General features: G+C 72.3%; 24 protein-coding genes. 11 read left to right on the forward strand and 13 right to left on the reverse strand.

Features of this window, described 5'->3' with window-relative positions; all coding sequences use genetic code 11:
* Positions 1-17: 17 nt before the first annotated feature.
* A complete protein-coding gene (locus NIE111_RS28945; RefSeq protein ID WP_238687430.1) occupies positions 18-1610 on the reverse strand; it encodes a PAS domain-containing sensor histidine kinase in 1593 nt (530 codons plus the stop codon).
* 25 nt (positions 1611-1635) lie between these two features.
* Positions 1636-2667, reverse strand: a complete 1032-nt coding sequence (locus tag NIE111_RS28950; RefSeq protein WP_124776247.1) for an SIS domain-containing protein — start codon at positions 2665-2667, stop codon at positions 1636-1638.
* Positions 2668-2855: 188 nt separating this feature from the next.
* Here NIE111_RS28950 and NIE111_RS28955 point away from each other — a divergent pair, with 188 nt between their 5' ends.
* On the forward strand, positions 2856-4682 hold the full coding sequence (locus tag NIE111_RS28955) for a tetratricopeptide repeat protein (RefSeq protein ID WP_238687431.1): 1827 nt from the start codon (positions 2856-2858) through the stop codon (positions 4680-4682).
* Positions 4683-4779: 97 nt separating this feature from the next.
* Here the strand turns inward: NIE111_RS28955 and NIE111_RS28960 are convergent, their stop codons facing one another.
* A complete protein-coding gene (locus NIE111_RS28960; RefSeq protein ID WP_238687432.1) occupies positions 4780-6366 on the reverse strand; it encodes an MDR family MFS transporter in 1587 nt (528 codons plus the stop codon).
* Positions 6367-6471: 105 nt separating this feature from the next.
* Here NIE111_RS28960 and NIE111_RS28965 point away from each other — a divergent pair, with 105 nt between their 5' ends.
* A complete protein-coding gene (locus NIE111_RS28965; RefSeq protein WP_238687433.1) occupies positions 6472-7056 on the forward strand; it encodes a TetR/AcrR family transcriptional regulator in 585 nt (194 codons plus the stop codon).
* Positions 7057-7098: 42 nt separating this feature from the next.
* On the opposite strand, the gene NIE111_RS28970 is transcribed toward NIE111_RS28965, so the two are convergent.
* Together NIE111_RS28970 and NIE111_RS28975 are read right to left on the reverse strand one after the other, a co-directional pair.
* Positions 7099-7608, reverse strand: a complete 510-nt coding sequence (locus tag NIE111_RS28970; protein WP_238687434.1) for a GNAT family N-acetyltransferase — start codon at positions 7606-7608, stop codon at positions 7099-7101.
* A complete protein-coding gene (locus NIE111_RS28975; RefSeq protein WP_181518367.1) occupies positions 7605-7826 on the reverse strand; it encodes a biotin/lipoyl-binding carrier protein in 222 nt (73 codons plus the stop codon). Before NIE111_RS28975 ends, NIE111_RS28970 begins: the two co-directional genes overlap by 4 nt.
* A 221-nt stretch (positions 7827-8047) precedes the next feature.
* Here NIE111_RS28975 and NIE111_RS32485 point away from each other — a divergent pair, with 221 nt between their 5' ends.
* On the forward strand, positions 8048-8122 hold the full coding sequence (locus NIE111_RS32485) for a 50S ribosomal protein bL37 (RefSeq protein ID WP_372433306.1): 75 nt from the start codon (positions 8048-8050) through the stop codon (positions 8120-8122).
* Positions 8123-8255: 133 nt separating this feature from the next.
* Here NIE111_RS32485 and rsrA read toward each other — a convergent pair whose 3' ends face one another.
* From rsrA to NIE111_RS29005, 5 genes are all read right to left on the reverse strand, one after another.
* A complete protein-coding gene (rsrA, locus tag NIE111_RS28985) occupies positions 8256-8543 on the reverse strand; it encodes a mycothiol system anti-sigma-R factor (RefSeq protein ID WP_030490399.1) in 288 nt (95 codons plus the stop codon).
* 1 nt (position 8544) lies between these two features.
* A complete protein-coding gene (locus NIE111_RS28990) occupies positions 8545-9369 on the reverse strand; it encodes a sigma-70 family RNA polymerase sigma factor (RefSeq protein WP_210784612.1) in 825 nt (274 codons plus the stop codon).
* Positions 9370-9604: 235 nt separating this feature from the next.
* Positions 9605-10222, reverse strand: a complete 618-nt coding sequence (locus NIE111_RS28995; protein WP_238687435.1) for an alpha/beta hydrolase family protein — start codon at positions 10220-10222, stop codon at positions 9605-9607.
* A gap of 51 nt (positions 10223-10273) precedes the next feature.
* Positions 10274-10666: a WhiB family transcriptional regulator gene (locus tag NIE111_RS29000; RefSeq protein WP_238687436.1), complete on the reverse strand. Its 393-nt coding sequence runs from the start codon at positions 10664-10666 to the stop codon at positions 10274-10276.
* A 196-nt stretch (positions 10667-10862) separates the two neighbouring features.
* Positions 10863-11573 (reverse strand): SOS response-associated peptidase, encoded by a 711-nt coding sequence (locus tag NIE111_RS29005; protein ID WP_238687437.1) that lies wholly within the window; start codon positions 11571-11573, stop codon positions 10863-10865.
* A gap of 103 nt (positions 11574-11676) precedes the next feature.
* On the opposite strand from NIE111_RS29005, the gene aroA reads away from it, so the two are divergent.
* From aroA to NIE111_RS29025, 4 genes are read left to right on the forward strand one after another with little or no spacing between them, the layout of a single operon-like run.
* On the forward strand, positions 11677-12978 hold the full coding sequence (aroA, locus tag NIE111_RS29010) for a 3-phosphoshikimate 1-carboxyvinyltransferase (RefSeq protein WP_238687438.1): 1302 nt from the start codon (positions 11677-11679) through the stop codon (positions 12976-12978).
* A gap of 55 nt (positions 12979-13033) precedes the next feature.
* Complete coding sequence (gene rsgA / locus NIE111_RS29015; protein WP_210784616.1) at positions 13034-14110, forward strand: ribosome small subunit-dependent GTPase A; 1077 nt, start codon at positions 13034-13036, stop codon at positions 14108-14110.
* Positions 14111-14138: 28 nt separating this feature from the next.
* A complete protein-coding gene (gene hisN, locus NIE111_RS29020; RefSeq protein ID WP_238687439.1) occupies positions 14139-14957 on the forward strand; it encodes a histidinol-phosphatase in 819 nt (272 codons plus the stop codon).
* A 59-nt stretch (positions 14958-15016) separates the two neighbouring features.
* Entirely contained in the window at positions 15017-15871 is an 855-nt protein-coding gene (locus NIE111_RS29025; RefSeq protein ID WP_238687482.1) for a hypothetical protein, read from the forward strand.
* Between the two features lie 34 nt (positions 15872-15905).
* Here NIE111_RS29025 and NIE111_RS29030 read toward each other — a convergent pair whose 3' ends face one another.
* Complete coding sequence (locus NIE111_RS29030) at positions 15906-17105, reverse strand: glycosyltransferase (protein ID WP_238687440.1); 1200 nt, start codon at positions 17103-17105, stop codon at positions 15906-15908.
* A gap of 224 nt (positions 17106-17329) precedes the next feature.
* On the opposite strand from NIE111_RS29030, the gene NIE111_RS29035 reads away from it, so the two are divergent.
* The 3 genes from NIE111_RS29035 to NIE111_RS29045 all read left to right on the forward strand — a co-directional run bounded on the left by NIE111_RS29035 (position 17330) and on the right by NIE111_RS29045 (position 19780).
* The gene (locus tag NIE111_RS29035; RefSeq protein ID WP_238687441.1) at positions 17330-18328 is read left to right on the forward strand and encodes an SDR family oxidoreductase; all 999 of its coding nucleotides are present in this window, start codon (positions 17330-17332) and stop codon (positions 18326-18328) included.
* Positions 18328-19119 carry an ATP-binding protein gene (locus tag NIE111_RS29040; protein ID WP_238687442.1) on the forward strand — a complete coding sequence of 264 codons (792 nt, stop codon included), beginning with the start codon at positions 18328-18330 and terminating at the stop codon, positions 19117-19119. The genes NIE111_RS29035 and NIE111_RS29040 overlap by 1 nt, the downstream gene beginning before the upstream one ends.
* A gap of 88 nt (positions 19120-19207) precedes the next feature.
* Complete coding sequence (locus NIE111_RS29045) at positions 19208-19780, forward strand: DUF5709 domain-containing protein (protein WP_091406114.1); 573 nt, start codon at positions 19208-19210, stop codon at positions 19778-19780.
* 7 nt (positions 19781-19787) lie between these two features.
* On the opposite strand, the gene NIE111_RS29050 is transcribed toward NIE111_RS29045, so the two are convergent.
* Both NIE111_RS29050 and macS read right to left on the reverse strand, forming a co-directional pair.
* Positions 19788-20441 (reverse strand): response regulator, encoded by a 654-nt coding sequence (locus tag NIE111_RS29050; RefSeq protein ID WP_196924633.1) that lies wholly within the window; start codon positions 20439-20441, stop codon positions 19788-19790.
* A gap of 23 nt (positions 20442-20464) precedes the next feature.
* Positions 20465-21589, reverse strand: a complete 1125-nt coding sequence (macS, locus tag NIE111_RS29055) for a MacS family sensor histidine kinase (RefSeq protein WP_238687443.1) — start codon at positions 21587-21589, stop codon at positions 20465-20467.
* A gap of 119 nt (positions 21590-21708) precedes the next feature.
* Between macS and NIE111_RS29060 the strand changes: the two genes are divergently transcribed.
* Complete coding sequence (locus tag NIE111_RS29060; RefSeq protein ID WP_238687444.1) at positions 21709-22164, forward strand: ATP-binding protein; 456 nt, start codon at positions 21709-21711, stop codon at positions 22162-22164.
* The last annotated feature ends 73 nt before the right edge of the window (positions 22165-22237 follow it).

Here is a 22237-nt window from a genome sequence, read left to right on the forward strand (position 1 = left end):
ACGGGCAGGCCGGCGGCTCAGGTCTGCGAGCGGCCGTCGTGGGTGTTGCGGGCCAGCGGGACGACCAGCATTGCCTCGGTGCCACCGTTGGCGCCGGCACGCAGTTCGATGGTGCCGCGCAGCTCCCCGGTGATCAGCGCTCGGACGATCTGCAGGCCGAGCCGGCTGCCGCGTTCGGCGTCGAAGTCCGGGGGCAGGCCGCGCCCGTTGTCGGTCACCGAGACGTGCAGCATCTTGCGGAACCGGTGCGCGGAGACCACCACCTCGGGTCGCAGCGACGGGTCCACCTCGGGCGCGGCGACCGGCACCATGCCGGAGGCGGAGGCCACCGGGGGATCCTCCGCCTCGTCGGCCGGTGGGAAGCCGTGCTCGACGGCGTTGAGCAGCAACTCGTTGAGAACCATCACCAGCGAGGTGGCGATCTCCGCCGGCAGTACGCCGAAGCTGCCCCGCCGGCGCATGCCGACGCTCACCTCGGTCGCCGCGACCTCGGTCGCCGCGCTGGCCACCCGGTCGACGATGCCGTCGAACTCCACCGCCTCGTCGCTGGACATCGAGAGGGTCTCGTGCACCAGGGCGATCGAGGCGACCCGACGGACCGATTCCTCGAGCGCGACCCGGGCCTCCGGCATCGCCACCCGGCGGGCCTGCAACCGCAGCAGCGCGGCCACCGTCTGAAGGTTGTTCTTCACCCGGTGGTGGATCTCCCGGATGGTGGCGTCCTTGGTGATCAGCGCCCGGTCCCGGCGGCGTACCTCGGTGATGTCCCGGACCAGCACCAACGCTCCGATCGGCACCCCGGCCGGCATCAGCGGCAGCGCCCGGGTGAGCATCGTGGCACCTCGTGCGTCGATCTCCCGGCGGGGTGGCGCCTCACCGCGCAGCGCGGCCAGGATGCCGTTCGAGGCCTCGGTGCCGTCCAGCGGGTCACCGGCCAACCGGCGGTGCAACGCGGCCAGGTCCTCCCCCACGAGGTGCGAGGCGTAGCCCAGGCGGCGGTACGCGGACTGCGCGTTCGGGCTGGCGTAGGTGACCTTGCCGCCGGCGTCGAGCCGGACCAGGCCGTCGCCGACCCGGGGCGCCGATGTGGTCTCGCCCGGATGCCGCGGCGGCGGGAAGGTGCCGTCCGCGATCATCTGCGCCAGGTCGTCGGCGGTGGTGAGGTAGTTGAGCTCCAGCTGGCTGGGTGTACGCGCGGTGGAGAGGTTGGTGTCCCGCCCCACCACGGCGATCACCTCGCCGGCCTCCCCCTCGGCGGTACGCAGCCGAACCGGGATCGCCTCGTGGCGGGCCGGCACGTCGCCGTACCAGACCGGGTCGCCCTCGCGCCAGATCCGGCCCTGGGAGTACGCCACCCCCAGGTGGGCCACCTCCGGACCGCCGACGATCCGACCCACCTGGTCGTCCTGGTAGGCGGTCGGTGCGGTGGTCGGGCGCACCTGGGCGACGCAGAGGAACGTGCCGTCGGCGTCGACCGGCACCCAGAGCAGCAGGTCGGCGAAGGACAGATCGGAGAGCAGTTGCCAGTCGCCGGCGATCCGGTGCAGGTGGTCGATGTCGGCCGGACGGAGATGGGTGTGCTCCTCGGCGAGGTCGCGCAGCGTGGACACGGTGACCAGGGTGCCACGCCGCGCCTCACATCGTCGCGGTGACCTTCTTCAACCCGCGCGGCGCGTCCGGGTCCTCGCCTCGGGTCAGAGCCAGGGCCAGCGCCAACCGCTGCATCGGCAGGATGTCCAGGAGCGGGGCGTACCGCTCGTCGACCTCGGGGACGGCCAGCCGGGTGGCGCCCGGTACGTCGGCGGAGCCGACCACCACGACGTCGGCGCGGCGTTCGCCGAGGCGCGGCAGCACCTCACCCATCGACCGGCCGCCGGGGCCGGAGCCGACCACGGCGAGCACGGGGACCTCCGGGTCGGTCATCGCGAGCGGGCCGTGCAGCAGGTCGGCGCCGGAGAAGGCGAGTGCCGGCAGGTACGAGGTCTCCATCAGCTTCAGCGCGGCCTCCCGCGCGGTGGGGTAGGCGTACCCCCGGCCGGTGGTGACCAACTGCCGGGCGAACCGGTAGCGCGGGGCGAGCTGTGCCGGGGTGCCGTCGGCCAGGGTGCGGGCGGCCAGCTCGGGCAGTGCGTCGAGCGCCTCCCGTTCGGCCTTCGGGAGCACGCCGTCGCCGGCCCGGATCCCCTCCACCAGCATCAGCAGGGCGAGCAGCTCCGCGGTGTACGTCTTGGTGGCGGCCACCGCCCGCTCGTGCCCGGCGGCGATGTCGACGCTCAACTCGGCCACGTCGACCAGCGGCGAGTCGGGGGCGTTTGTCACAGCGAGGGTCAGCGCACCGGAGGCTCGGGCGGCGCGCAGCACCTCGGCCAGGTCGGGCGAGCCGCCGCTCTGGCTGACCCCGACGACCAGCGCGTCGGAGAGGTCGGGGCGGGCCCCGAACAGGGTGACGACGCTGGGCGAGGCCAGCCCGGCGGGGAGGCCGAGCCGGATCTCGGTCAGGTAGGCCCCGTAGAGCGCCGCGTGATCGGAGGTGCCCCGCGCGGTGAAGACCACGTGCCGTGGCCGACGTTCCGCGATGACCGCCGCCACCCGGGCGATCTCGGCGGCGTTGGCAGCGGAGAGCAGGCGCGCGTAGCCAGCCGGCTGCTCGTCGATGTCGGCTGCCATTCCAGCCCCTGCACGTGTCACGGAAACCCTCCCCCTGCGCGGTTGCCGCGCGATTCTTGCTCAGTCTTGCACTTTTGAGCGTATCTCAGCAATCGAACGAGCAGGATTGCGCAGCTGATCACCAGTTGATCTCAATATCAACTAAGCTTTACCCGTTGCACCCGGTCTAACTGCCACGAGAGGACGACGTGCCCGAGGGAACGGACGATCCCGCGCTCTCCGCGACGGAGGAGCTGGCGCTGGCCCGGCTGGCACTCGACGAGGGCGACCTGCACCACGCCGCCGGCCACCTCGCCGGCGCGTTGGCACGGGCCCCCACCCTGCCGGAGGTGCACGAGACGCTGGCCCGGCTCGCCGTGTCGAGCGGCGGCGGCCTCGACCTCTTCCCCATCAACCACCACACGTTCGTCGGCGCGGTCGTCGCCCGCGCCCACCTCCTCGCCACCGCCGGGCGCCCCGCCGAAGGGCTGGAGCTGCTGGCCGCCGCGACGTCGTACGCGCCCGGCACCGAGTGGGCCGGCGTGCCCTGGGTCACCGCGCCCGAGCTGGCCGAACGACTGGAACCGGAGCACATCGCCCGCGTCCTCATGCAGGTCTGCGCCGCACTGCCCGACCCGGTGCCGCGGATCGGCCGGGCCCCGCTGACCCCGTACCTCACGCTCGCCCGCAACGCGGCCACAGTGCACCCCGAACACGGCCTGCTGCTGGGCGCGGCGTCCGCGCTGGCCCGGCGCCTCGGCGAGGTCGAGCTGGCGGTCCGCTGGGCCACCCGAGGGGTACGCGCACAGCCCTCGAAGATGGGCGAGGTGTGGCTCGGGTACGCGTACCGCAGCTCGGGCCGGACCCGTGACGGCCTCGCGGCCCTCGGTCGGGCCGTCGAGCTGGACCCCGACGACCTGGCGATCTACGCGGACATCGCCGGCACCCTGGCCGAGATCGGCCGACTGGACGAGGCGTTGGAGTGGACCGAGCGGGCGCTGGCGCGCGATCCGTCGTTCGACTGCGCGGTGCACACCGCCCACCGCCTGCGGCACCTGCGCGACGGTGACCTCGCCCACCTTGTCGCGCTCGCCGACTTCGTGCGGGACCACCCGGACGACAGCCACGAGCACGGCGACCTGGCCCAGTGCTGCCGAGGTAGGCCCTGGCTCGGCCAACTCACCCCGGCCGGTGGGCCCCTTGTCGACGCCATGCGCCAGGCGGTGGCCGATGACGAACTTGGTCTCGGTGGTGCCGTACGCCTGCCCGCCGCCGCCCCGCCAAGCGCGGTCGGGACGGCGATCTCCACAGCCCCCGGGCTGCGGATCGAGGTGGTCGGCACGCCCGAGCCCGACCCGCGCGAGCCCCGCCGGGAGACCGCTCAGCGGTTGTGGCACTACGCGGACGCCGTCCCGACGCCCGCGCTCGCGGCGCCCTCGGCGACGGCTGTCGAACGGATCGGGCAGATCGCCCACCCGGCGTGGGCACATCCACCGGCGGCGTACGACGCCGCGGTGGGCCTGGCCGGCCTCGACCTGGGCGACCTGCTCGGTTTGCTGGTGCACCCGCCGGCGGCGCCGGCCAACGCGGTGGGTCGACTGCTGGCGGCTCACGACCCGTCGGTCTGGGTCCGTGGAGTGCAGGTGTGGGCCTGTCTGGGGCTGCTGCACCACCGCACCGACGAGCCGTGGGAGGGCTCGACCCGGCGCCGGGTGCTGCTCGATCTGATCTGGGGCGTCGAGGACTGGGTCACCGAGGCGGCACTGTTCGCCCTGGTCACCGCCGCCTGGGTGGACCCCTCGGTGCGGTCGGACGTGGCCCGGGTGGTGGCTGAGCGGCTGGCCGACGCGGCTGCCGTGGCGCGGAGCCGACCGGTCCCGATCGCCGCCTCGCTCGCTCACCTGGCACTCGCCGCCCCGCAGTTGGATCCGGCGACGGCGGCACTGGCCACCGAACTGCTGGCCATCCACTCCCCGCGGCTCCCCCGCCCCCGCAACCCCCTACGCCGCCTCTGGCAACGCCTGCTCCGCCGCTGACTCCCACCACCCCGCGATCTTGCACTTACTGTCGCCGTTTTGTCGGAAACAGTGCTTATGCACGCGCACAAAGTGCAAGATCGCGGAGGTTCGTGGGTCAGGCGACCGGGGCCTTGCCGAGGGCGACCTCGGCGTCCTCCTCCGGGGTGGCCTGCGGCGGCGCCTCGTTCGCGGTGCGCAGCGGGATCTCCTTGATGAACCAGGCGAGCACCGGGATCACGATGGTGAACAGCACCGCCCAGAGGAAGACGTGCGAGATGGCGTCGGACAGACCACCGAGCACCGCCTCGCGCGCCTGGGCGGGCAGTTCCCTGAGCTTCTCCAGGTCCATCCCGGCGCCGGCCTCGCCGCCACCGAAGGCCCGGCCGCCCTCGGAGCTGGCCAGACGGTTGGCGAAGATCGCGCCGAACAGCGAGATGCCGAACGAGCCGCCGATCGACCGGAAGAAGGTGGCCGCGCCGCTGGCCGCGCCGAGGTCCTTCTGCTCCACGCTGTTCTGCGCGATCAGCATCGACGTCTGCATGAGGAAGCCCATGCCGACGCCGAGCACGATCATGTAGAGCGAGGACATCAGCTTGCTGGTGTCGGTGTCGAGCATGGACAGCAGCGCCATGCCCGCCGTCATCGTCACGCCACCGATGATCGGGTACGCCCGGTACCTGCCGTTGCGGGTGATCGCCCGGCCGATGACCAGCGAGACGACGAGCATGCCGAACATCAACGGCAGCAGCAGCAGACCACTGTTGGTGGCCGACGCACCCTGCACTGTCTGCTGGTAGAGCGGCAGGAAGTTCATCGCGCCGAACATCGCGAAGCCGAGCAGGAAGCCGATCACCGAGATCAGCGCGAAGTTGCGGTTGGCGAAGAGCGCCAGCGGCAGGATCGGCTCCTGGACACGGCGTTCCACAAGGCCGAACGCCGCCAACGCGACGACGGCCAGCACGGCCAGGCCAAGGATCGGCAGTGACACCCAGTCGTACTCGTTGCCACCCCAGGTGGTGATGAGCACGATCGCTGTGATGCCGACCGAGAGCAGCCCGGCGCCGAGCCAGTCGATCCGGTGCTCGGTGCGGTACTTGGGCAGGTGCATGGTGGTGATCAGCACGAGCAGCGCGATTCCGCCCAGCGGCAGGTTCACGTAGAACGCCCAGCGCCACGAGAGGTGGTCGGTGATGAACCCGCCGACCAGCGGGCCGGCGACCATGGCGATGGCCATGATGCCGGCGATCATGCCCTGGTAGCGCCCGCGCTCGCGGGGCGGGACCAGGTCACCGATGATCGCCATCACGCCGACCATGAGGCCACCGGCGCCGAGGCCCTGCACGGCCCGGAAGGCGATGAGCTGGACCATGCCGTCCTCTGGGCCGCCGAGCATCCCGGAGCCGGCCATGCCACAGAGGGCGGAGCCGACCAGGAAGACGACGACCGAGGTCAGGAAGACCGACTTGCGGCCGTAGAGGTCACCGAGCTTGCCCCAGATCGGGGTGGAGACGGTGGTGCCGAGGACGTACGCGGTAACCACCCAGGTGAAGTGGTTGAGCCCGCCGAACTCGCCGACGATCCGCGGTAACGCGGTGCTGACGATCATATTGTCGAGCATCGCGAGCATCATCGCGATCATCAGCCCGAACAGCACGACCCGGATGTTGTTGGGTCGAGTGCCGGCCTGGGTTGCCTGAGTCATGGGTAAGCTCCCCCCGAGGATTGCCGTACTTACTTGCCGCCCGGCTAGTCACCTTACTAGCCGCACGGTAAGTTGGGTACAAGCAACGGTCAAGCCATTTGGAGGGTGTGCGTGAGCGAGAGCACAGGCGGCGGAACGCGGGAACGGATCAAGGCCGTCGCGCTCGAACTCTTCACCGAGCAGGGGTACGAGAAGACCTCGCTCCGGGAAATCGCCGAGCGCCTCAACGTCACCAAGGCCGCGCTCTACTACCACTTCAAGAGCAAGGACGACATCGTCGCCAGCTTCGTCGAGGACCGGCTGGAGGGGATGGACGCGCTGATCGCCTGGGCCGCCACCCAGCCCGCCACCCTGTCCACCCGGCGCGAGCTGATCTCCCGGTACGCCGACACGATGTTCGACGGCACTCAGCCGTCGGTGATGCGCTTCTTCGAGCAGAACCAGACCGCGCTCAAGAGCCTCTCCTCCGGGCAGAAGATGCGCGGTCGGATGTTGGAGCTGGCCGACGCGCTCTGCCGGGGCGACGACTCCCCCGCCGCCCAACTGCGCGCGGCGCTGTCAATCTTCGCCGTGCACACCAGCTGGTTCGCGGTCCGCGCGCCGCACATCAGCGACGACGAACGCCGCAAGCTCGCCCTGGAGGTGGCAGACGAACTGCTGGCCGCCATCGGCACGCAACCCGACGCCTGACCGGGCGTGATCGTGCCGGCCCGGGGCTCGTCGGTCGCCGGCTCAGCCGCGCGTCAGCTCCAGCCGCAGGCCGAGCAGATCCACACCCGGCAGCGGTGACCAGTCCTTCTCCGGAGAACGGACGAAACCGCGCCGCGAGTAGAGCCGGTGCGCCGAATCGGCCATCCCGGCCCGGACGCAGATCGCCACCGCCGTGCAACCCAACTCGGTCGCCCGGTCGACACACGCCTCGACCAGCGCGGCACCCACACCCCGCCCCTGGGCGCCCGGGTCGACGGCGAGCATCCGGAACTCCGCCTCGCCCGGCCCGGCCAGTTCGGCGAACGGGGTGCCCGGCAGCACGAACGTGACCGAGCCGAGCACCGCCCCGGTCACCTCGTCGACTGCGATCAGCACCTCGCCGCTGGCGGCTCGGGTCGACACGTCGGCCAGCACCTCGCCGTACCCGTGTTCGCCCTTGAGCTGGCCGTCCGCCTCGTACGCGGCCACTGTCAGCCGGGCCACCGCCGGGAAGTCGGCCGACTCGGCCAAACGGACCCGCAACCCGGTCAAGCGATCACCGCGATCAGGTCACCGTCCTGCACGACGTCGCCCTCGTTGACGACGAGCTGCTGGAGCACACCATCGGACTCGGCGACGACCGGGATCTCCATCTTCATCGACTCGAGGATCACCAGGGTGTCGCCCTCGGTCACCGTGTCACCCGCCGTGGCGACGACCTTCCAGACGTTGGCCACCATCTCGGCGCGGATCTCCTCGGCCATGTCCAGGCCCTCCCTCTTCGCGACGTGCCTGCCGATGTATCCAATCATGCGTCGACCGGCGATGGGCGGGCAGCGGCGCAGCCGGGATGACAGGCCCGCCCTGGGGAAGGCGGCGGCTGTCGACCGCACTACCATCAGCGGGTCGGACCCGACGCCGGACCGCCGGTGGCCGCATCCGCGCCGAGGTCGTGCGCAGGACGGATCCGACCCATCACGAGGAGGTCAGCATGGCGAAGAAGTCCCGGAAGAAGAAGGCTCGTAAGAAGAACGCCGCGAACCACGGCAAGCGTCCCAACTCCTGAACGGGTCGACGGGCCGACTGCCCGTCGCCGCTCAGCCGGCCGAGGCCGGGTACACCGGTGGCCCGGGTCGACATCGACCCGGGCCACCGGTCTTGCCAGCTGGTGCCGGCGCTCGATCGGCCAGCTCAAACGATCAGTCGGCCAGCTCACGAGAGTCGCTGGTCTCGAAGACCACCAGCTCGGTGAGCTTGACCCGCAGCCGCTCGCGCAGCTGATCCGGCGCGGTCTCGTTGCCACAGCAACGCGCCACCAGCGCCCGCACCTCCTGCTCCAGCCCGTACTCGCGCAGGCAGGGCCCGCACTCGTCCAAGTGGTGCCGGATCAGCGAGCGGCGCTCGTCGGCGCACTCCAGATCCAGGTAGAGATACACCTCCGCGAGCACTTCGCGGCAGTCCGTCTCGTGCGGCTCCCCACAGCTCACGTCACACCTCCCGGCCGGCAGCGGCGGTCGAGCCCTTCGCCGAGCGGGCCGCACTGAAGCCCCGCTCCCCGGCGTAACGCTCGAGCAGCTTGCGCAGATTACGACGGCCCCGGTGCAGACGCGACATCACGGTGCCGATCGGCGTGCCCATGATGTCCGCGACCTCCTTGTAGGAGAAGCCCTCGACATCGGTGAGGTAGACGGCCAGGCGGAACTCCTCCGGCAACTGCTGGAGGGCCTCCTTGACGTCGCTGTCCGGCAGCCGGTCCAGTGCCTCGGTCTCGGCCGAGCGCAACCCGCTGGAGGTGTGCGACTCGGCCTCGGCGAGCTGCCAGTCGGTGATCTCCTCGGTGGGCGCCTGGATCGGCTGACGCTGCCGCTTGCGGTAGGAGTTGATGTAGGTGTTGGTCAGGATCCGGTAGAGCCAGGCCTTGAGGTTCGTGCCCTGCTCAAACTGGTGGAAGGCCGCGTACGCCTTCAGGTACGTCTCCTGGACCAGGTCCTCGGCATCCGCCGGGTTGCGTGTCATTCGCAGCCCAGCAGCGTAGAGCTGATCGACGAATGGCATCGCGTCCCGCTCGAATCGGGCCCTGCGCTCGTCCGTCTTCTCGGTGGTCAACCGCACATCCCCTCGCGTCGGATGCTTTCCCGCCGAGGATACGCGCACGGACCTGCCCGCAGATTCACTTCCGGCCGGTGTGCCCGTGCTCACCGCACCCACCACGCCCGGTCCCGCCGTCGCCGGCCACTCCGGACCGTCCAGCAGCCGCTTCAGCTGCCGGGCGTCCCGCTCGTCCCGTTCCAGGCTTCGTGTCTCGGTTGGCACCGGTCACCCCCCTCGCAGAAAAGTCGTCCGGGGGTAGTAACGCGAGATGACCACTGGGGCATTCCGGCCGGTCCTCCCCGTTCCTGGTCCCGGCCCCGACGGCGGCCGGCGCTGGGACCAGGAAGGGCCTGGGAGGACTGGTGTAACGGGCCCTGCTCGGGCCTGCGGCACCAACGGATGCAACGACCCGTGCCCGCGCCGGAAACGGTCGCCCCGGCGAGCCGGCCGCGACGCGTCAGCCGGCCGCCCAGCCCTGGGCGGACAGCCAGTCGCGCACGGCGGCGGCGGTGCCGGCCGGATCGCGGCGCAGGTCGTGCGTCTCACCGGGACGGCTCACCACCTGCACGGCCGGTCCCGGCTCCGGAGTCCCGAACGGATCCCGGTCTCCGTTGACGACCAACGTCGGCAGGCCCGTGCCCAGTTCCGCGGCGCGCGAGCGTTCCGGCCGGCCGGGCGGGTGCAGTGGAAAGGCCAAGGCGACCACGCCCGCCGCGCCCACCGCACGGGCCGTCCGACAGGCCACCCGTGCGCCGCTGGAACGCCCACCGACCACCACCGTCGGCACGTCGGCGTGCCGGTCACGCAGCTCGGCGAGCACCGCCGCCCAGGCCTCGTCGAGGTGACCTGCCGGTGCCGGCGCACGTCGACCGGCGACCCGGTAGGGCTGCGTGACCCGCACCACCGCCAGGCCGGCCGCCACCGACGCGTCCCGGACCGCGAGCAGGTCGGGCGCGTCGACGCTGCCGCCCGCGCCGTGCCCGAGGACGAGCAGGGCGGTGGCCGGGCGGACCGGCAGGTCGGTGTCGATCCACGCCGGACCGCGCGGGGTGTCGATCTCGTTGCTGGCTGGCACCGGCCTATTCTGCGCCGCCGGACGGGCGTCGGGTGCGAACCGGGCCGTCGATCAGCTCAGCGGGACCAGGGCCAGCAGGCGATCGCGCACCGGCGGGCCCGCGTCGTCGACGGCGTCCGGATCGGGTTCGACCTCGCCGCGCCAGGCGACAAGCATCGCCCGTCGTTCCCGCGGCGTGGTGCCGCCCCACACGCCGTGGCAGTCACCGACGTCGAGGGCCCAGGCCAGGCAGGACCCCTGCACGTCACAACTGCGACACAGCGCGACGGCGGCGTCCGCCGGCTCGTTCGGTGCCGGAAAGAATGTCTCCGGATCGACGCTCTGGCAGGTTCCTCTGGTGCGCCATGCGTCGTCCTGCCGCCGTTCTCGCACGGCCCGCAGCAGTCGCGGATCTCGCCGCGCCGCCGCCACCTCGTGCGGGCGCGGCATACGTGCCCGTGTCATCCACCCACCTCCCCCGTGGGACCGGCAAGAGCTGTGGACGTCGTCCGCCCCGTGCGGACCGACAGCCACTACCGGCGCTGTGTTCTATCGCACTTCGCAACACCGGGACAAGGGTCTGCCGGGAACATGACTGAACAGCCAGGAGACGAATCGCGCGGAACCCTGGCAAATCGGCGGCCGACGATGCGCGGCGGCGTCAGAAGAGGGTCAGCTCCTGCGGTGTCACAGTCGGCGCCACCGCCACCCGCGCGGTCAGCTGTGGCCCGTCGTTGCGAACGTCTCCCACCGCCGCGCCCACCGGGCGGATCTCCAACCCGGCCAACTGCTCGGCCGACGCCGGAGTGAGCAGCCGCTCCGGCTCCTCGGTCGGCGCGAGCCACGACGACCACCGCTCGGGTGGCAGCAGCACCGGCATCCGGTCGTGCACCTCGGCCAGGTCGCCGAGCGCCGCGGTGGTCAGCACGCTGAAGGTGAGCCGGGTCTCCGCGTCGGACTTCCAGACCGACCAGATGCCGGCCAGCGCGAGCACCGAGCCGTCCCGGGGGGTCATGAAGTACGCCTGTCGCCCGCCCTCGGGCAGCCGGACCCACTCGTACCAGCCGTCGGCCGGAACCAGGCAACGGCGACGGGAGAAGGACCGGGCGTACGCCCGGCTGGTGGCCACGGTCTCCGCCCGCGCGTTGATCATCCGGGCGGCTCCCGAGGCGGACCGGGACCAGTGCGGCAACAGACCCCAGCGACCGACACAGAGGCTGCGGTGCCCCTCCGGGCTGACCCGGACCAGCGGCACCGGGTCGGTCGGCGCGACGTTGTGGTCCGCCCTGATCAGGCCGTCGGAGTCGTCGGACGACTCGAACAGCGCGCTCAGCTCGCCGGAGCTCCGGGTCGTCGCGTACCTGCCGCACATGGGGCACACGCTAACGCGTCGGAGGCCCCGTCGGCTGTCCCGCCAACCGGGAGTACGAGTGCCGGGCGCCGCCGCCCGCCCGCCGACACGGCAGAATGTAACCGTGGGCAACCTGACCGCGACCCGGCCGCCGCAGCCGTGGACCGCACCGACCGCATCCGACCCGGTGGCGGCGACGCTGCGCCTGCCCGGTTCCAAATCGATGACCGCCCGGGCCCTGGTGCTCAGCGCACTGGCCGCCGGCCCGTCGACACTGGCCCGGCCACTGCGCGCCCGCGACACCGAGTTGATGGCCGCCGGCCTGCGGGCGATGGGCGCACACGTCTCGATCAGCGACGACGAGCGCTGGCTGGTCCGACCGCACCCGCTGGCCGGCCCCGCCCACGTCGACGTCGGGCTGGCCGGCACCGTGATGCGGTTCGTGCCACCGGTGGCGGGCCTGGCCGACGGGCAGGTCACCTTCGACGGTGACCCGTACGTGCGCACCCGCCCACTCGGCCCGCTGGTCGGCGCGCTGCGCTCGTTGGGCGTTCGGATCGACGTCACCGGCACCGGTAGCCTGCCGCTGACAGTGCTCGGCGCCGGCCGGGTCACCGGCGGCGAGGTCGTGATCGACGCGTCGGCCTCCAGCCAACTCGTCTCCGGGCTGTTGCTGGCCGCCCCACGCTTCGACCGGGGCGTCGTGGTCCGCCACGTCGGCCCGCCGGTGCCCTCCGCGCCGCACGTTCGGATGACGGTGCAGATGCTGCGGGCCGCCGGCGCGGCGGTCGACGACAGCACCCCCGACGTCTGGGCAGTCGAGCCCGGCCCGCTCACCGGGCGCGGCTGGGACATCGAACCGGACCTCTCCGGCGCCGTGCCGTTCTTCGCCGCCGCGCTGGTCACCGGCGGCGAGGTCACCTTGCAGGGTTGGCCGCACAGCAGCGGTCAGCCGGTCGAGAAACTCCGCTCGCTGCTGCAGCGGATGGGCGGCGAGGTCACCCTCTCCACAAACGGGCTGACCGTCCGGGGCACCGGCGTGGTGCACGGTCTGACCGCCGACCTGTCCGACGTCGGCGAGCTGACCCTCGTGCTGACCGCGCTGGCAATGCTGGCCGACTCGCCGTCGGTGTTCACCGGCGTCGGGCACATCCGTGGCCACGAGACCGACCGGCTCGCCGCGCTCGCGCGCGAGTTCGGCGGGCTCGGGGCGGACATCACCGAAACACCGGACGGGTTGGAGATCCGGCCCCGACCGCTGCGCGGCGGCGTCTTCCGCACCTACCACGACCACCGGATGGCGCACGCCGCAGCGGTGGCCGGGCTGGCCGTTCCGGGCATCGAGGTGGACGACGTGGGGTGTACCTCCAAGACCATGCCCGAGTTCCCGGCACTATGGTCAGCGATGGTGACCGGCAAGAGCTGACGCGAGAAGAGGACAGGTCCTGGCGACCAAACGGCGGGAGTACGACGAGGACGACGTGCGGGTCCGGCCCGGAAAGTCGTCGCGCCCGCGTACGCGCACCCGCCCGCAGCACGCCGACGCTGTCGACGGGTTCGTCATCGCCGTCGACCGGGGGCGCTACACCTGCGTGCTCTCCGGGGCCGAACGCGGCGTGGTCGGCGCCGAGCTGCCCACTGTCACCGCCATGCGGGCCCGCGAGCTGGGCCGCAAGTCGGTGGTGGTCGGTGACCGGGTCAGCCTGGTCGGCGACACGTCCGGCGCGGAGGGCGCGCTCGCCCGCATCGTCCGGATCGCCGAACGTCGTTCGGTGCTGCGCCGCACCGCCGACGACGACGAGACCACCGCCGAGGGGCGGCTGGAACGGGTCGTGGTGGCCAACGCGGACCAGTTGGTGATCGTCAGCGCGTTGGCCGACCCGCCGCCGCGCACCGGGTTCATCGACCGCTGCCTGGTGGCCGCGTACGACGCGGACGTCGAGCCGCTGCTCTGCCTCACGAAGGCCGACCTGGCCGGGCCGGAGGAGGTGCTCGGCTACTACACCGAGCTGGAGCTGCCGTACGTGCTCAACCGCCCCGACTCCGACCTCGACGCGCTCCGCGCGCTGCTCAGCGGCAAGGTGTCGGTGCTGGTCGGGCACTCCGGGGTGGGCAAGTCGACGCTTGTCAACCGCCTCGTTCCGGACGCGCTGCGCGCGGTCGGCGTGGTCAGCGCGATCGGCCGGGGCCGGCACACCTCGACCAGCGCGGTGGCGCTGCGACTGCCACCGGTGCCCGGGATAGACACCGATCCGGGCTGGATCATCGACACCCCCGGCATCCGCAGCTTCGGGTTGGCGCACGTCTCGGCCGACAGCCTGCTGCACGGCTTTCCGGACCTGGTCGAGGGCACCGTCGACTGCCCACCGAACTGCCCCCACACTGCCGACGAGGCCGACTGTGGGCTGGACGCCTGGGTGGCCGCCGGTAAGGCCGACCCGCGCCGGCTGGCCTCGTACCGTCGGTTGCTCGCCTCCCGGGCCGGCGAGGGTGACTCGCGCGGCGACAGCGACCAGCGCGGCCCCGGCGAGGGTGACCGGCGCGGCCCCGACGAGTGACCCGAAGGGCGTGGGCTAGGTTGCCGGCATGACCGGGTACGCCGACGACCTCGCCCTCGCCCACCTGCTCGCCGACCGGGCGGACGCCATTGCCACGGCCCGGTTCCGCGCGCTCGACCTGCGCGTCGAGGCGAAGCCCGACCTGACCCCGGTCTCCGATGCGGACACCGCGGTGGAGCGGGACATCCGGGCCCTGCTGGCCGAGCACCGACCGACCGACGGCCTGCTCGGCGAGGAGTACGGCGCGCAGCCGCCCGCCGACCCGAACGGCCGCCGGTGGATCATCGATCCGATCGACGGCACCAAGAACTTCGTCCGTGGCGTGCCGATCTGGGCCACCCTGATCGCGCTCTACGACGGCGACCAGCCCGCGGTCGGCGTGGTGTCCGCACCAGCGCTCGGGCGACGCTGGTGGGCCAGCGCGGGTGCGGGCGCGTACGCCGGGCCGGGCCCCGCGGCCGGCGAGCGGATCGGCGTGTCAGCGGTGCGGGGGATCGCGGACGCCAGCTTCTGCTACTCGTCACTGAACGGGTGGGAGGAAGCCGGGCGGCTCGACGCTGTGCTCGACCTGATGCGGGACACCTGGCGCAGCCGGGCGTACGGCGACTTCTACGGCTACATGCTGTTGGCCGAGGGGGCACTGGACGTGATGGCCGAGCCGGAGTTGTCACTGTGGGACGTGGCGGCGCTGGTGCCGATCATCACGGAGGCGGGTGGCACGGTCACGGATCTGGCCGGACAACCGGCCCCCGCCGGCGCTCCGGGCACCGACAGCAGCGTGGTGGCCACCAACGGTGTGCTGCACGCCGACATCCTCGCCCGCCTCAATCGACCAGCCGAGCGCTGACCCCCGGCAACCTCTATCCTCGCCAGGTGGTCTCCTCCGGTTGGTGCTTTCTCGCGGCGATGATCGTCGCGTACGGCTTCGCCAACCTGCTCCAGTCGGTGGCGGCGGCCCGCACCACTGTCCACCACACCTTCGATCCGGGTCTGCTGCTGCGCCTCGCCGGGCACCGGACGTATCTGGTCGGTCTGGGCTGTCAGATCGCCGGTTTCGTGCTCGCCTTCCTGGCCCGGCGGGACCTGCCGCTGTTCCTCGTGCAGGCCAGCGTGGCCGCCGGGCTCGGGGTGACCGCCATTCTCGGCGTGTTGGTGCTGAAGTGGCGGCTGCCGGCGGCGGAGGTGGTGCTGCTGGCGCTGCTCTTCGCGGGGATCACCGCGCTGGTGCTGTCCGCCCGGCCGGCGCCGTCGAAGCAGCTCGGCACCGCCGGCTCGATCGCCCTGCTGGTGGCGTTGGGCCTGATAGCGGTGCTCGGCTTCTTCGCCGTCCGACTGCACGGGGCGCCGGGTTCGGTGGCCCTCGGCTCACTGGCCGGGCTGGCGTTCAGCTCGGCCGCGGTCGCCGCCCGACCACTGGCATCCGCGCCGTCCGCGGAGGCGTTCCTCGCCGACCCGCTGTTCTACCTGCTGATCGCCCACTCGATAGTGGGTCAGCTGCTGCTCGGTCTGGCCATGCAGCGCGGCTCGACGACAGCCGCTGTCGCCGCGATGGACGCCGCCGGCGCGGTGCCGGCCGCGATCGTCGGCCTGCTGCTGCTCAACGACAAGATCTGGCCGGGACGGGAGTGGCTGGCCGCCGTCGGCTTCCTGGTGACCCTGGCCGCGGTGATCGGCCTGACCCGGTATGCCGAACCGCAGCAGCACCGTTCGGTGGCACGCCGTCGGGACCCCGCCATGGTCGGTGCCGGCCGGCCGGGCTGACCGTCCGGCACGGCACCACAACAGAGCTGGAGGCTTAGGCCTCGACCGGCTTGCGGCGGCTCACCACACGTTCGTAGAGGCGCTCCAGCGCACCGGCGGTCCGCTCCCAGGTGTAGCTGCTGCGCACCCGGTCCACAGCGGCGTGCCCGTACGCGAACCGACCGGCGTTGTCGGCGAGCAGCCGGCGCAGCGACACTCCGAGTGCCCGTACGTCACCGGGGGGCACCAGGCGGCCGGTGACCTCGTCGACGACGGCGTCCGCCAGCCCACCCATCGCGTAGCCGATCACCGGCACCCCGCAGGCCATCGCCTCCAGCGAGACCCGCCCGGCCGAGGAGTAGTGCGGCGTGCAGGCGACCACGTCCGCCGACCGGTACCAGGTGGCCATCTGGTCGTGCGGCACCGCCCCGACGAGCCGTACCTGGTCGACGACGCCGAGCTGTTCGGCCAGTTCGCGTAGCCGTCGCGCCTCGGCGTGGTTGGTCAACTGGTCGGCCGGCGGCCCACCGGCGATCACCAGCTCGGCGTCACCGACCAGCCGCATCGCCCGGATCAGGTCCTCCTGGCCGTGCCCGGCGGCCAGCGAGCCCACCGAGAGGATGCGCGGCCGCTGTTCGCGCGGTGCTGCCTCGCCGTCGGGATGGAACAGGTCGATGTCGACGCCGGCCGGCACCAACGCTACCGAGCTGCGTTGCAGACCCATCCGGGTCAGCTCGTCGACCTCGTCGTTGGACTGGGCCACGGCGATGTCGACCGCCCGGGTCAACGCGCGCTCCAGCGTGATCCGCTGACCCGGCCCGTCGTAGTGGCCTCCCAGGTGACGCAACTGCTCGATGCCGAGCGAGTGGAACGTCTGCACCACCGGAATGTCGGTCTCCCGAACGGCGTGCGCGGCGGCCAGGCCACCGACCCAGTAGTGCCCGTGCACCACCTCGGGCCGCCAGGAACCCGACCACTCGTCGGCCAGCCAGCGGCCGACCTCCGTCACGTGCGGGATCAGCTCGACGGTCGGTAGTGGGGTGGGCGGGCCGGCGGGCACCTGGTGCACCTGGTAGCCGTCGACGTTCATCGTCGCCGGCAGCGCCGGGTCGTCCCGGCGCACGTAGAGCCGGACGTCATGGCCTCGCTCGGCCAACTCGGCGGCGACCCTCGCTGTGTGCTGTCGGGTGCCGACCGGCGGGCCGTCGGCGTGGCGGTAGGAACTGGCGTGCGCGCAGACGAGGCCGACGCGCATGGGTCACCTCCCTGCGATCTTTCCTCGGCGGTGGTCCTCCCGGTCAGAGCGTCCCATTAACCCCGCGACGCTGAGCCGAAACCTGGCAGATCAGGAAGAGTCAGCGCGAGTGCCACCGACACTTGCGCCACGGCAAGCACACGCGACACGTGGCGGCACGCTTCGACGATGATCGACAAGCCGTCGTCGGTGTGACCAGGCCCGGCCCGGGGTACCGATCAGGAATGCCGCTGACCCGCAGTCTCGACGATTCGACCGTGGTGATCACCGGCGCGTCCAGCGGGATCGGCACGGCGACCGCGTACGCGTTGGCCCGCCGGGGCTCCGCCGTCGTGCTGGCCGCCCGCAGCGAGCCGGCACTGATACAGGTCGCGCAGCGCTGCCGGGAGTTGGGCGGCCGGGCGCTCGTCGTACCGACCGACGTCACCGAGTTGGAGTCGGTGCGGCGGCTGGCCGAGCAGGCGGCGGCCGAGTTCGGCCGCATCGACGCCTGGGTGAACAACGCCGCGGTGAGCGCCGTGGGGCTGTTCGACGAGATCCCGGTCGCCGAGTTCCGCCGGGTGCTGGAGGTCAACCTGCTCGGGGCGGTGCACGGCATCAAGGCTGCCCTGCCCTACCTGGGCGCCGCCGGTGGTGGTGTGCTGATCAACAACGCCTCGGTGCTGGCCGAGGTGGCCATGCCGTACCAGTCGGCGTACAACGCCTCCAAGCACGGCATCCGCGGGCTGGCCGACACCGTCCGACAGGAGCTGCGGGTCACCGGTCGCGGTCACATCTCCGTCTGCACGGTGCTGCCGGCCACTATCGACACCCCGTTCTTCCGGCACACCGGCAATCACAGTGGTCGGGAGCTGAAGCCGCCTCCTCCGATCTACCCGCCGGAGGTGGTCGCCGAGACCATCGTCCGGCTGCTGCGCCGACCCCGCCGCGAGGCGTACGCCGGCGGCGCGGCCCGGCTGATCGGCCTGCAGTGGCGGCTGGCGCCCGCGCTGGTCGAGCGCACCCTCGGCTGGTACGCCCACCGCACCCAGTTCGGCCCGGGCGCCCGGGTGGACAGCAGCGGCAACGTGTTCCACCCCGATGCTCGGGCGCGTCAGGACGGTGACTGGCACGGTCGGCGGCGACAGTTGGTGCGGATGACCGCCGCGTTCGGTCTGGCCGCCGCCGGCACCGCTGTCGGCACCCTGGCGGCCATCAACCGCCGCTCCCGGTCGGACCGCTGATGGCCGATGTCGAGCGCCCGAATGCGCTGACCGTCACCGGCGCGCACAATGGGACGATCATGTCGAGCTGTCTCGTGGAAATCGACGAGTCGTCAGCGGTGGTCCGGCTGACCGGTGTGCTCGATGCCGCCGGCGCCGAGGCGGTACGCGGCGCGCTGCTCGCCCGTCTGCTGGCCCGGCCCGGCCCGGTGGTGGCCGACGTGACCGGCCTGCGGGTCGTCGACCCGGCCGGGCGCGGCGTCTTCGCCGACGTACGCCGGGAGGTCGCCGACTGGCCCGCCGCGGACCTGCTGCTGTGTGACCCGGCGGTCGACGGGCCCGCCCACCCGGACGCCGCGCTCGCCGGGGTGCCGGCCTGGCCGACGCTCGACGGGGCGCTGGCCGCTGTGGCGGCGACACCACTGGCGGCGGTGCTCACCGCCGACCTGGCTCCGGCGGTGGGAGCGGCCAGGCAGGCGCGCGAGCTGGTCGCCACCGGTTGCGAGCGCTGGGGCATGCCGACGCTCACCGACCCGGCGTGCATCGCGATCACCGAGATGGTCAACAACGTGGTGGCACACGCCCGGACCCCGATGACCGTTCGGCTGGCGCCTCAGGAGGCCACCCTTCACCTGGCGGTTCGCGACCACTCCCCGCGTCAGCCGACCTTCGCCGGGATCTCCCCGCCGAACCGTGCCGGCGGCCGGGGCCTGCTGCTGATCGACACGGTGACCCGTCGCTGGGGCAGCAGCGCCGTACCGGACGGCAAGGTCGTCTGGTGTGTGCTGCACCCCGACGACGAGGCCGCCTGACGGGGCTTTCGCCATCGGCGCACGGTTCGGCGACGTACCGCCGGAGCCCGCCCGGTTATGGCGGCAGGGCAGCGGGTAGTGATCAGACATGCGCGACAACGAGTACCCGACCCCCCTGTCCGACACCGAGGCGCAAGGGCTGCCCGACACCGCCGATGACGACTCGACCGCCAACGACGACGTCCTCACCGGGCGCGAGGCGGACGGTCCGGACCCGGCCCAACTGCCCGGCGATCGGACGCCGGTGGCGGTGGACCGGTTCGGAACGACCGCCGAGGAGCAGCTCGACGGTGAGTCGTTGGACTACAAGCTCGACCGCGAGGTCTACGAGCGCCCGGCGGACGACCCGCTGGCCGGCACCATCGACCCGAAGATCGCCTTCGAGGCGGACAACCTGGAAGCCGCGGCGGAGGCTCAGTTGGACGCCGACGTGATGGATCCCGGGCCGACCTCGGATCCGAACTCACCGGTCTCCCTCTACGACCACGGTCAGCTCGGCACGGTAGCCGACGCCACTGTGGGCCGACTGGTGGAACCGGACGAGGGATCGCACACCGACCAGGAGACCGACTCGGTGGCGTACGACGCCGGATCGGCCGGGGGCGGAGCGACAGCCGAGGAGTTGGCCATCCACGAGACGGAGCCGCCGCGCTCGGTCTGACGTCCGCTCAGTCGTCCAGGCCGCGTTCGATGGCGTACCGGGTCAGCTCGACCCGGTTGTGCAGTTGCAGCTTGCCCAGGGTGTTCTGCACGTGGTTCTGCACCGTGCGGTGCGACAGGCCGAGCCGCTGGGCGATCTGCTTGTACGACATCCCCTTCGCCACCAGCCGCAGCACCTCCGTCTCCCGTTCGGTGAGCTGGGGGGTCGCGGGTTCGGCAGCGCCGGCCGGGCCGGTCCCCCGCCCCGGGCCGGCGGCCAGCCGGCGGTACTCGCCGAGCACCAGGCCGGCCAGGCCGGGGGTGAAGACCGCGTCGCCGGCAGCGGTGCGGTGCACCGCCTCCAGGAACTCGGCGGGCGCTGTCGACTTCACCAGGTAACCGGTGGCCCCGGCCTTCACCGCATCCAGCACGCTCTGCTGTTCGCCGCTGGCGCTGAGCATCAGCACCCGTACGGCGGGCAGCGCCGCGCGCAAGCCCAGGATCACCTCGACGCCGGAGATGTCGGGTAGTTGCAGGTCGAGGACGACGACGTCGGGCCGGGCGGCGGCGGCCACCCGGATGGCCTGTCGTCCCTCGCCGCTGGTCGCCACCACCAGGAAACCGGCCTCGGTCAGGTCGCGGGCCACACCCTCCCGCCACATCGGATGGTCGTCCACCACCATCACTCGGATCGGGTTCGCCGCTGTCACCTCGGCACGCTCAGCTCGATCTCGGTGCCTGCCTCGGGGGCGGACACGATCCGAACCGTGCCGCCCACGTCGGCCACCCGACCCCGGATCGACTGGGTCACGCCGAGCCGGCCCTGGGCGGCCGCCTCGTCCAGTCGACCGTCCGGGATGCCCGGCCCCTCGTCGCGGATCGACACGGTCACCGTCGCCCCCTCGTCCTCGATCAGCACCCAGGCCCGTCCGCCGGCGTGCCGCCCCACGTTGTCCAGCGCCGCGCCGGTCGCGGCGGCCAACTCTCCGGCCACCCGCCGGGGCAGCGGCACCGGGGTGGCCGGGGCGGAGAGCGCCACCGCCGCCGAGGCGTACCGGCCGAGCAGGGTCCGCAGGTCCACCGCCTCGCCGCCGTCCGGAAGGCTCGCGGCGGTCGGGCCGGCGCCGGCGATCAGCGCCCGCAGGGCAACCTCCTGCTCGCCAGCCAGCCGGGCCAGCTCACCGGCCTCCCCGGGCAGGTCGGCGCCGCGCCGCTGGACCAGCGCCAGCACCTGGAGCACCGAGTCGTGAATGTCCCGGGCCAGCCGCTCCCGCTCCCGGGTGGCGGCCTCCAACTCCACAGCGCGCTGCAACCGCTCCTCGGCGCTCGCCGCGAGCCGGGCCACGTGCCCGACCACCACTCCGGCGAGCAGCATCAGGATGACCCCGGTGAACGAGGACTGGCCGATCCGCTCCCGGGTGGCCAGGTCCGCGCCGGCCACCAGCAGCGCGGCGACAGTGCCCCGCCGCCGGCCGCCGGAGACGGCCCAGGCCAGCACCGGGCCGGCCATCCAGGCCACCCCCAGGGTGGGTACGCCGTGGGTGAGCGCCGTCCGGCCGACCACCCACGGGGTGGCCAGCACGATGGCCATCACCACTCCGAGGTCGGCCAACAGCAGCGGCCAGCGCCGCCAGGCCGGTCGGGCGTACCCGATCGCTGTCGCGCCGGTCCAGGCGATCATCAGCAGGATCAGGGCGCCGACGGCGTACGGGTGGGCGTACCGGTCGGCGTCGCGCACCGCGAGCGCGCAGACGTACGCCAGGGAGGCCAGCCTGAACACGGTCAGCGCACGCCACAGCGGCACCTCGAACCCACCCGGCGGCGACGGCATGGCGGTCAGGATGCCACAACCGGGCCGGCGCACGGCGGGCAGCGAGTGCGGTTCGGGAAACCCTGACGTACGGTGGAAAAGCCGCGAAATACTCCGAGATGCGCCGCCGGGACGGGCCCATGACGAACGCAGATCCGCACGCACCGCGTACGGTTGTGCCCATCGAACCTGCCCTCCTGATCGCCGAAGCCTTTGACCAGGCCCAGGTGACCGAGATTCGACACTCGGTCACCTCCTGCGCGCATGCCTCGGGTCTCAGCGGCCAACGGCTGGACGATTTCGTGCTCGCGATCAACGAATTGATCACCAACGCGGTGCGCCACGGCGGCGGGCGCGGCTGGCTGCGGCTCTGGCACGAGTCGGGTGTGCTGGTCTGCGAGGTCGCCGATCACGGGCACGGGATCAGCCCGCAACGTCTGGGCGACCGCAGCCGACCCGCCCCGGACACCGCCGGCGGCTGGGGTCTCTGGCTGGCCCGCGAGCTGACCGACGCGATGGAGGTCGTCACCGGCACCGCCGGCACCACCGTCCGCATCACCACCGGCGTCACCACCCAGAACCCCACCCCGCGCTAACCCCGAACACCCCTCCCCCTCAGCGCGCGATCTTGCACTTACTGTCCCGACGAATCGCCCGAGACCACTCATC

Origin of the sequence: Micromonospora hortensis (assembly GCF_022230935.1) — a bacterium.
Lineage (GTDB): Bacteria > Actinomycetota > Actinomycetes > Mycobacteriales > Micromonosporaceae > Micromonospora > Micromonospora hortensis.

Coding starts and splice junctions, on each gene's coding strand:
- NIE111_RS29060 (WP_238687444.1), top strand. CDS start 21,709: ATGACGAACGCAGATCCGCACGCACCGCGTACGGTTGTGCCCATCGAA.
- NIE111_RS29005 (WP_238687437.1), bottom strand. CDS start 11,573: ATGTGCGGCAGGTACGCGACGACCCGGAGCTCCGGCGAGCTGAGCGCG.
- NIE111_RS28950 (WP_124776247.1), bottom strand. CDS start 2,667: ATGGCAGCCGACATCGACGAGCAGCCGGCTGGCTACGCGCGCCTGCTC.
- NIE111_RS29040 (WP_238687442.1), top strand. CDS start 18,328: ATGGCCGATGTCGAGCGCCCGAATGCGCTGACCGTCACCGGCGCGCAC.
- NIE111_RS29025 (WP_238687482.1), top strand. CDS start 15,017: ATGATCGTCGCGTACGGCTTCGCCAACCTGCTCCAGTCGGTGGCGGCG.
- NIE111_RS29050 (WP_196924633.1), bottom strand. CDS start 20,441: ATGGTGGTGGACGACCATCCGATGTGGCGGGAGGGTGTGGCCCGCGAC.
- hisN (WP_238687439.1), top strand. CDS start 14,139: ATGACCGGGTACGCCGACGACCTCGCCCTCGCCCACCTGCTCGCCGAC.
- NIE111_RS29045 (WP_091406114.1), top strand. CDS start 19,208: ATGCGCGACAACGAGTACCCGACCCCCCTGTCCGACACCGAGGCGCAA.
- macS (WP_238687443.1), bottom strand. CDS start 21,589: ATGCCGTCGCCGCCGGGTGGGTTCGAGGTGCCGCTGTGGCGTGCGCTG.
- NIE111_RS29030 (WP_238687440.1), bottom strand. CDS start 17,105: ATGCGCGTCGGCCTCGTCTGCGCGCACGCCAGTTCCTACCGCCACGCC.
- NIE111_RS29000 (WP_238687436.1), bottom strand. CDS start 10,666: ATGACACGGGCACGTATGCCGCGCCCGCACGAGGTGGCGGCGGCGCGG.
- NIE111_RS28960 (WP_238687432.1), bottom strand. CDS start 6,366: ATGACTCAGGCAACCCAGGCCGGCACTCGACCCAACAACATCCGGGTC.
- NIE111_RS29035 (WP_238687441.1), top strand. CDS start 17,330: ATGCCGCTGACCCGCAGTCTCGACGATTCGACCGTGGTGATCACCGGC.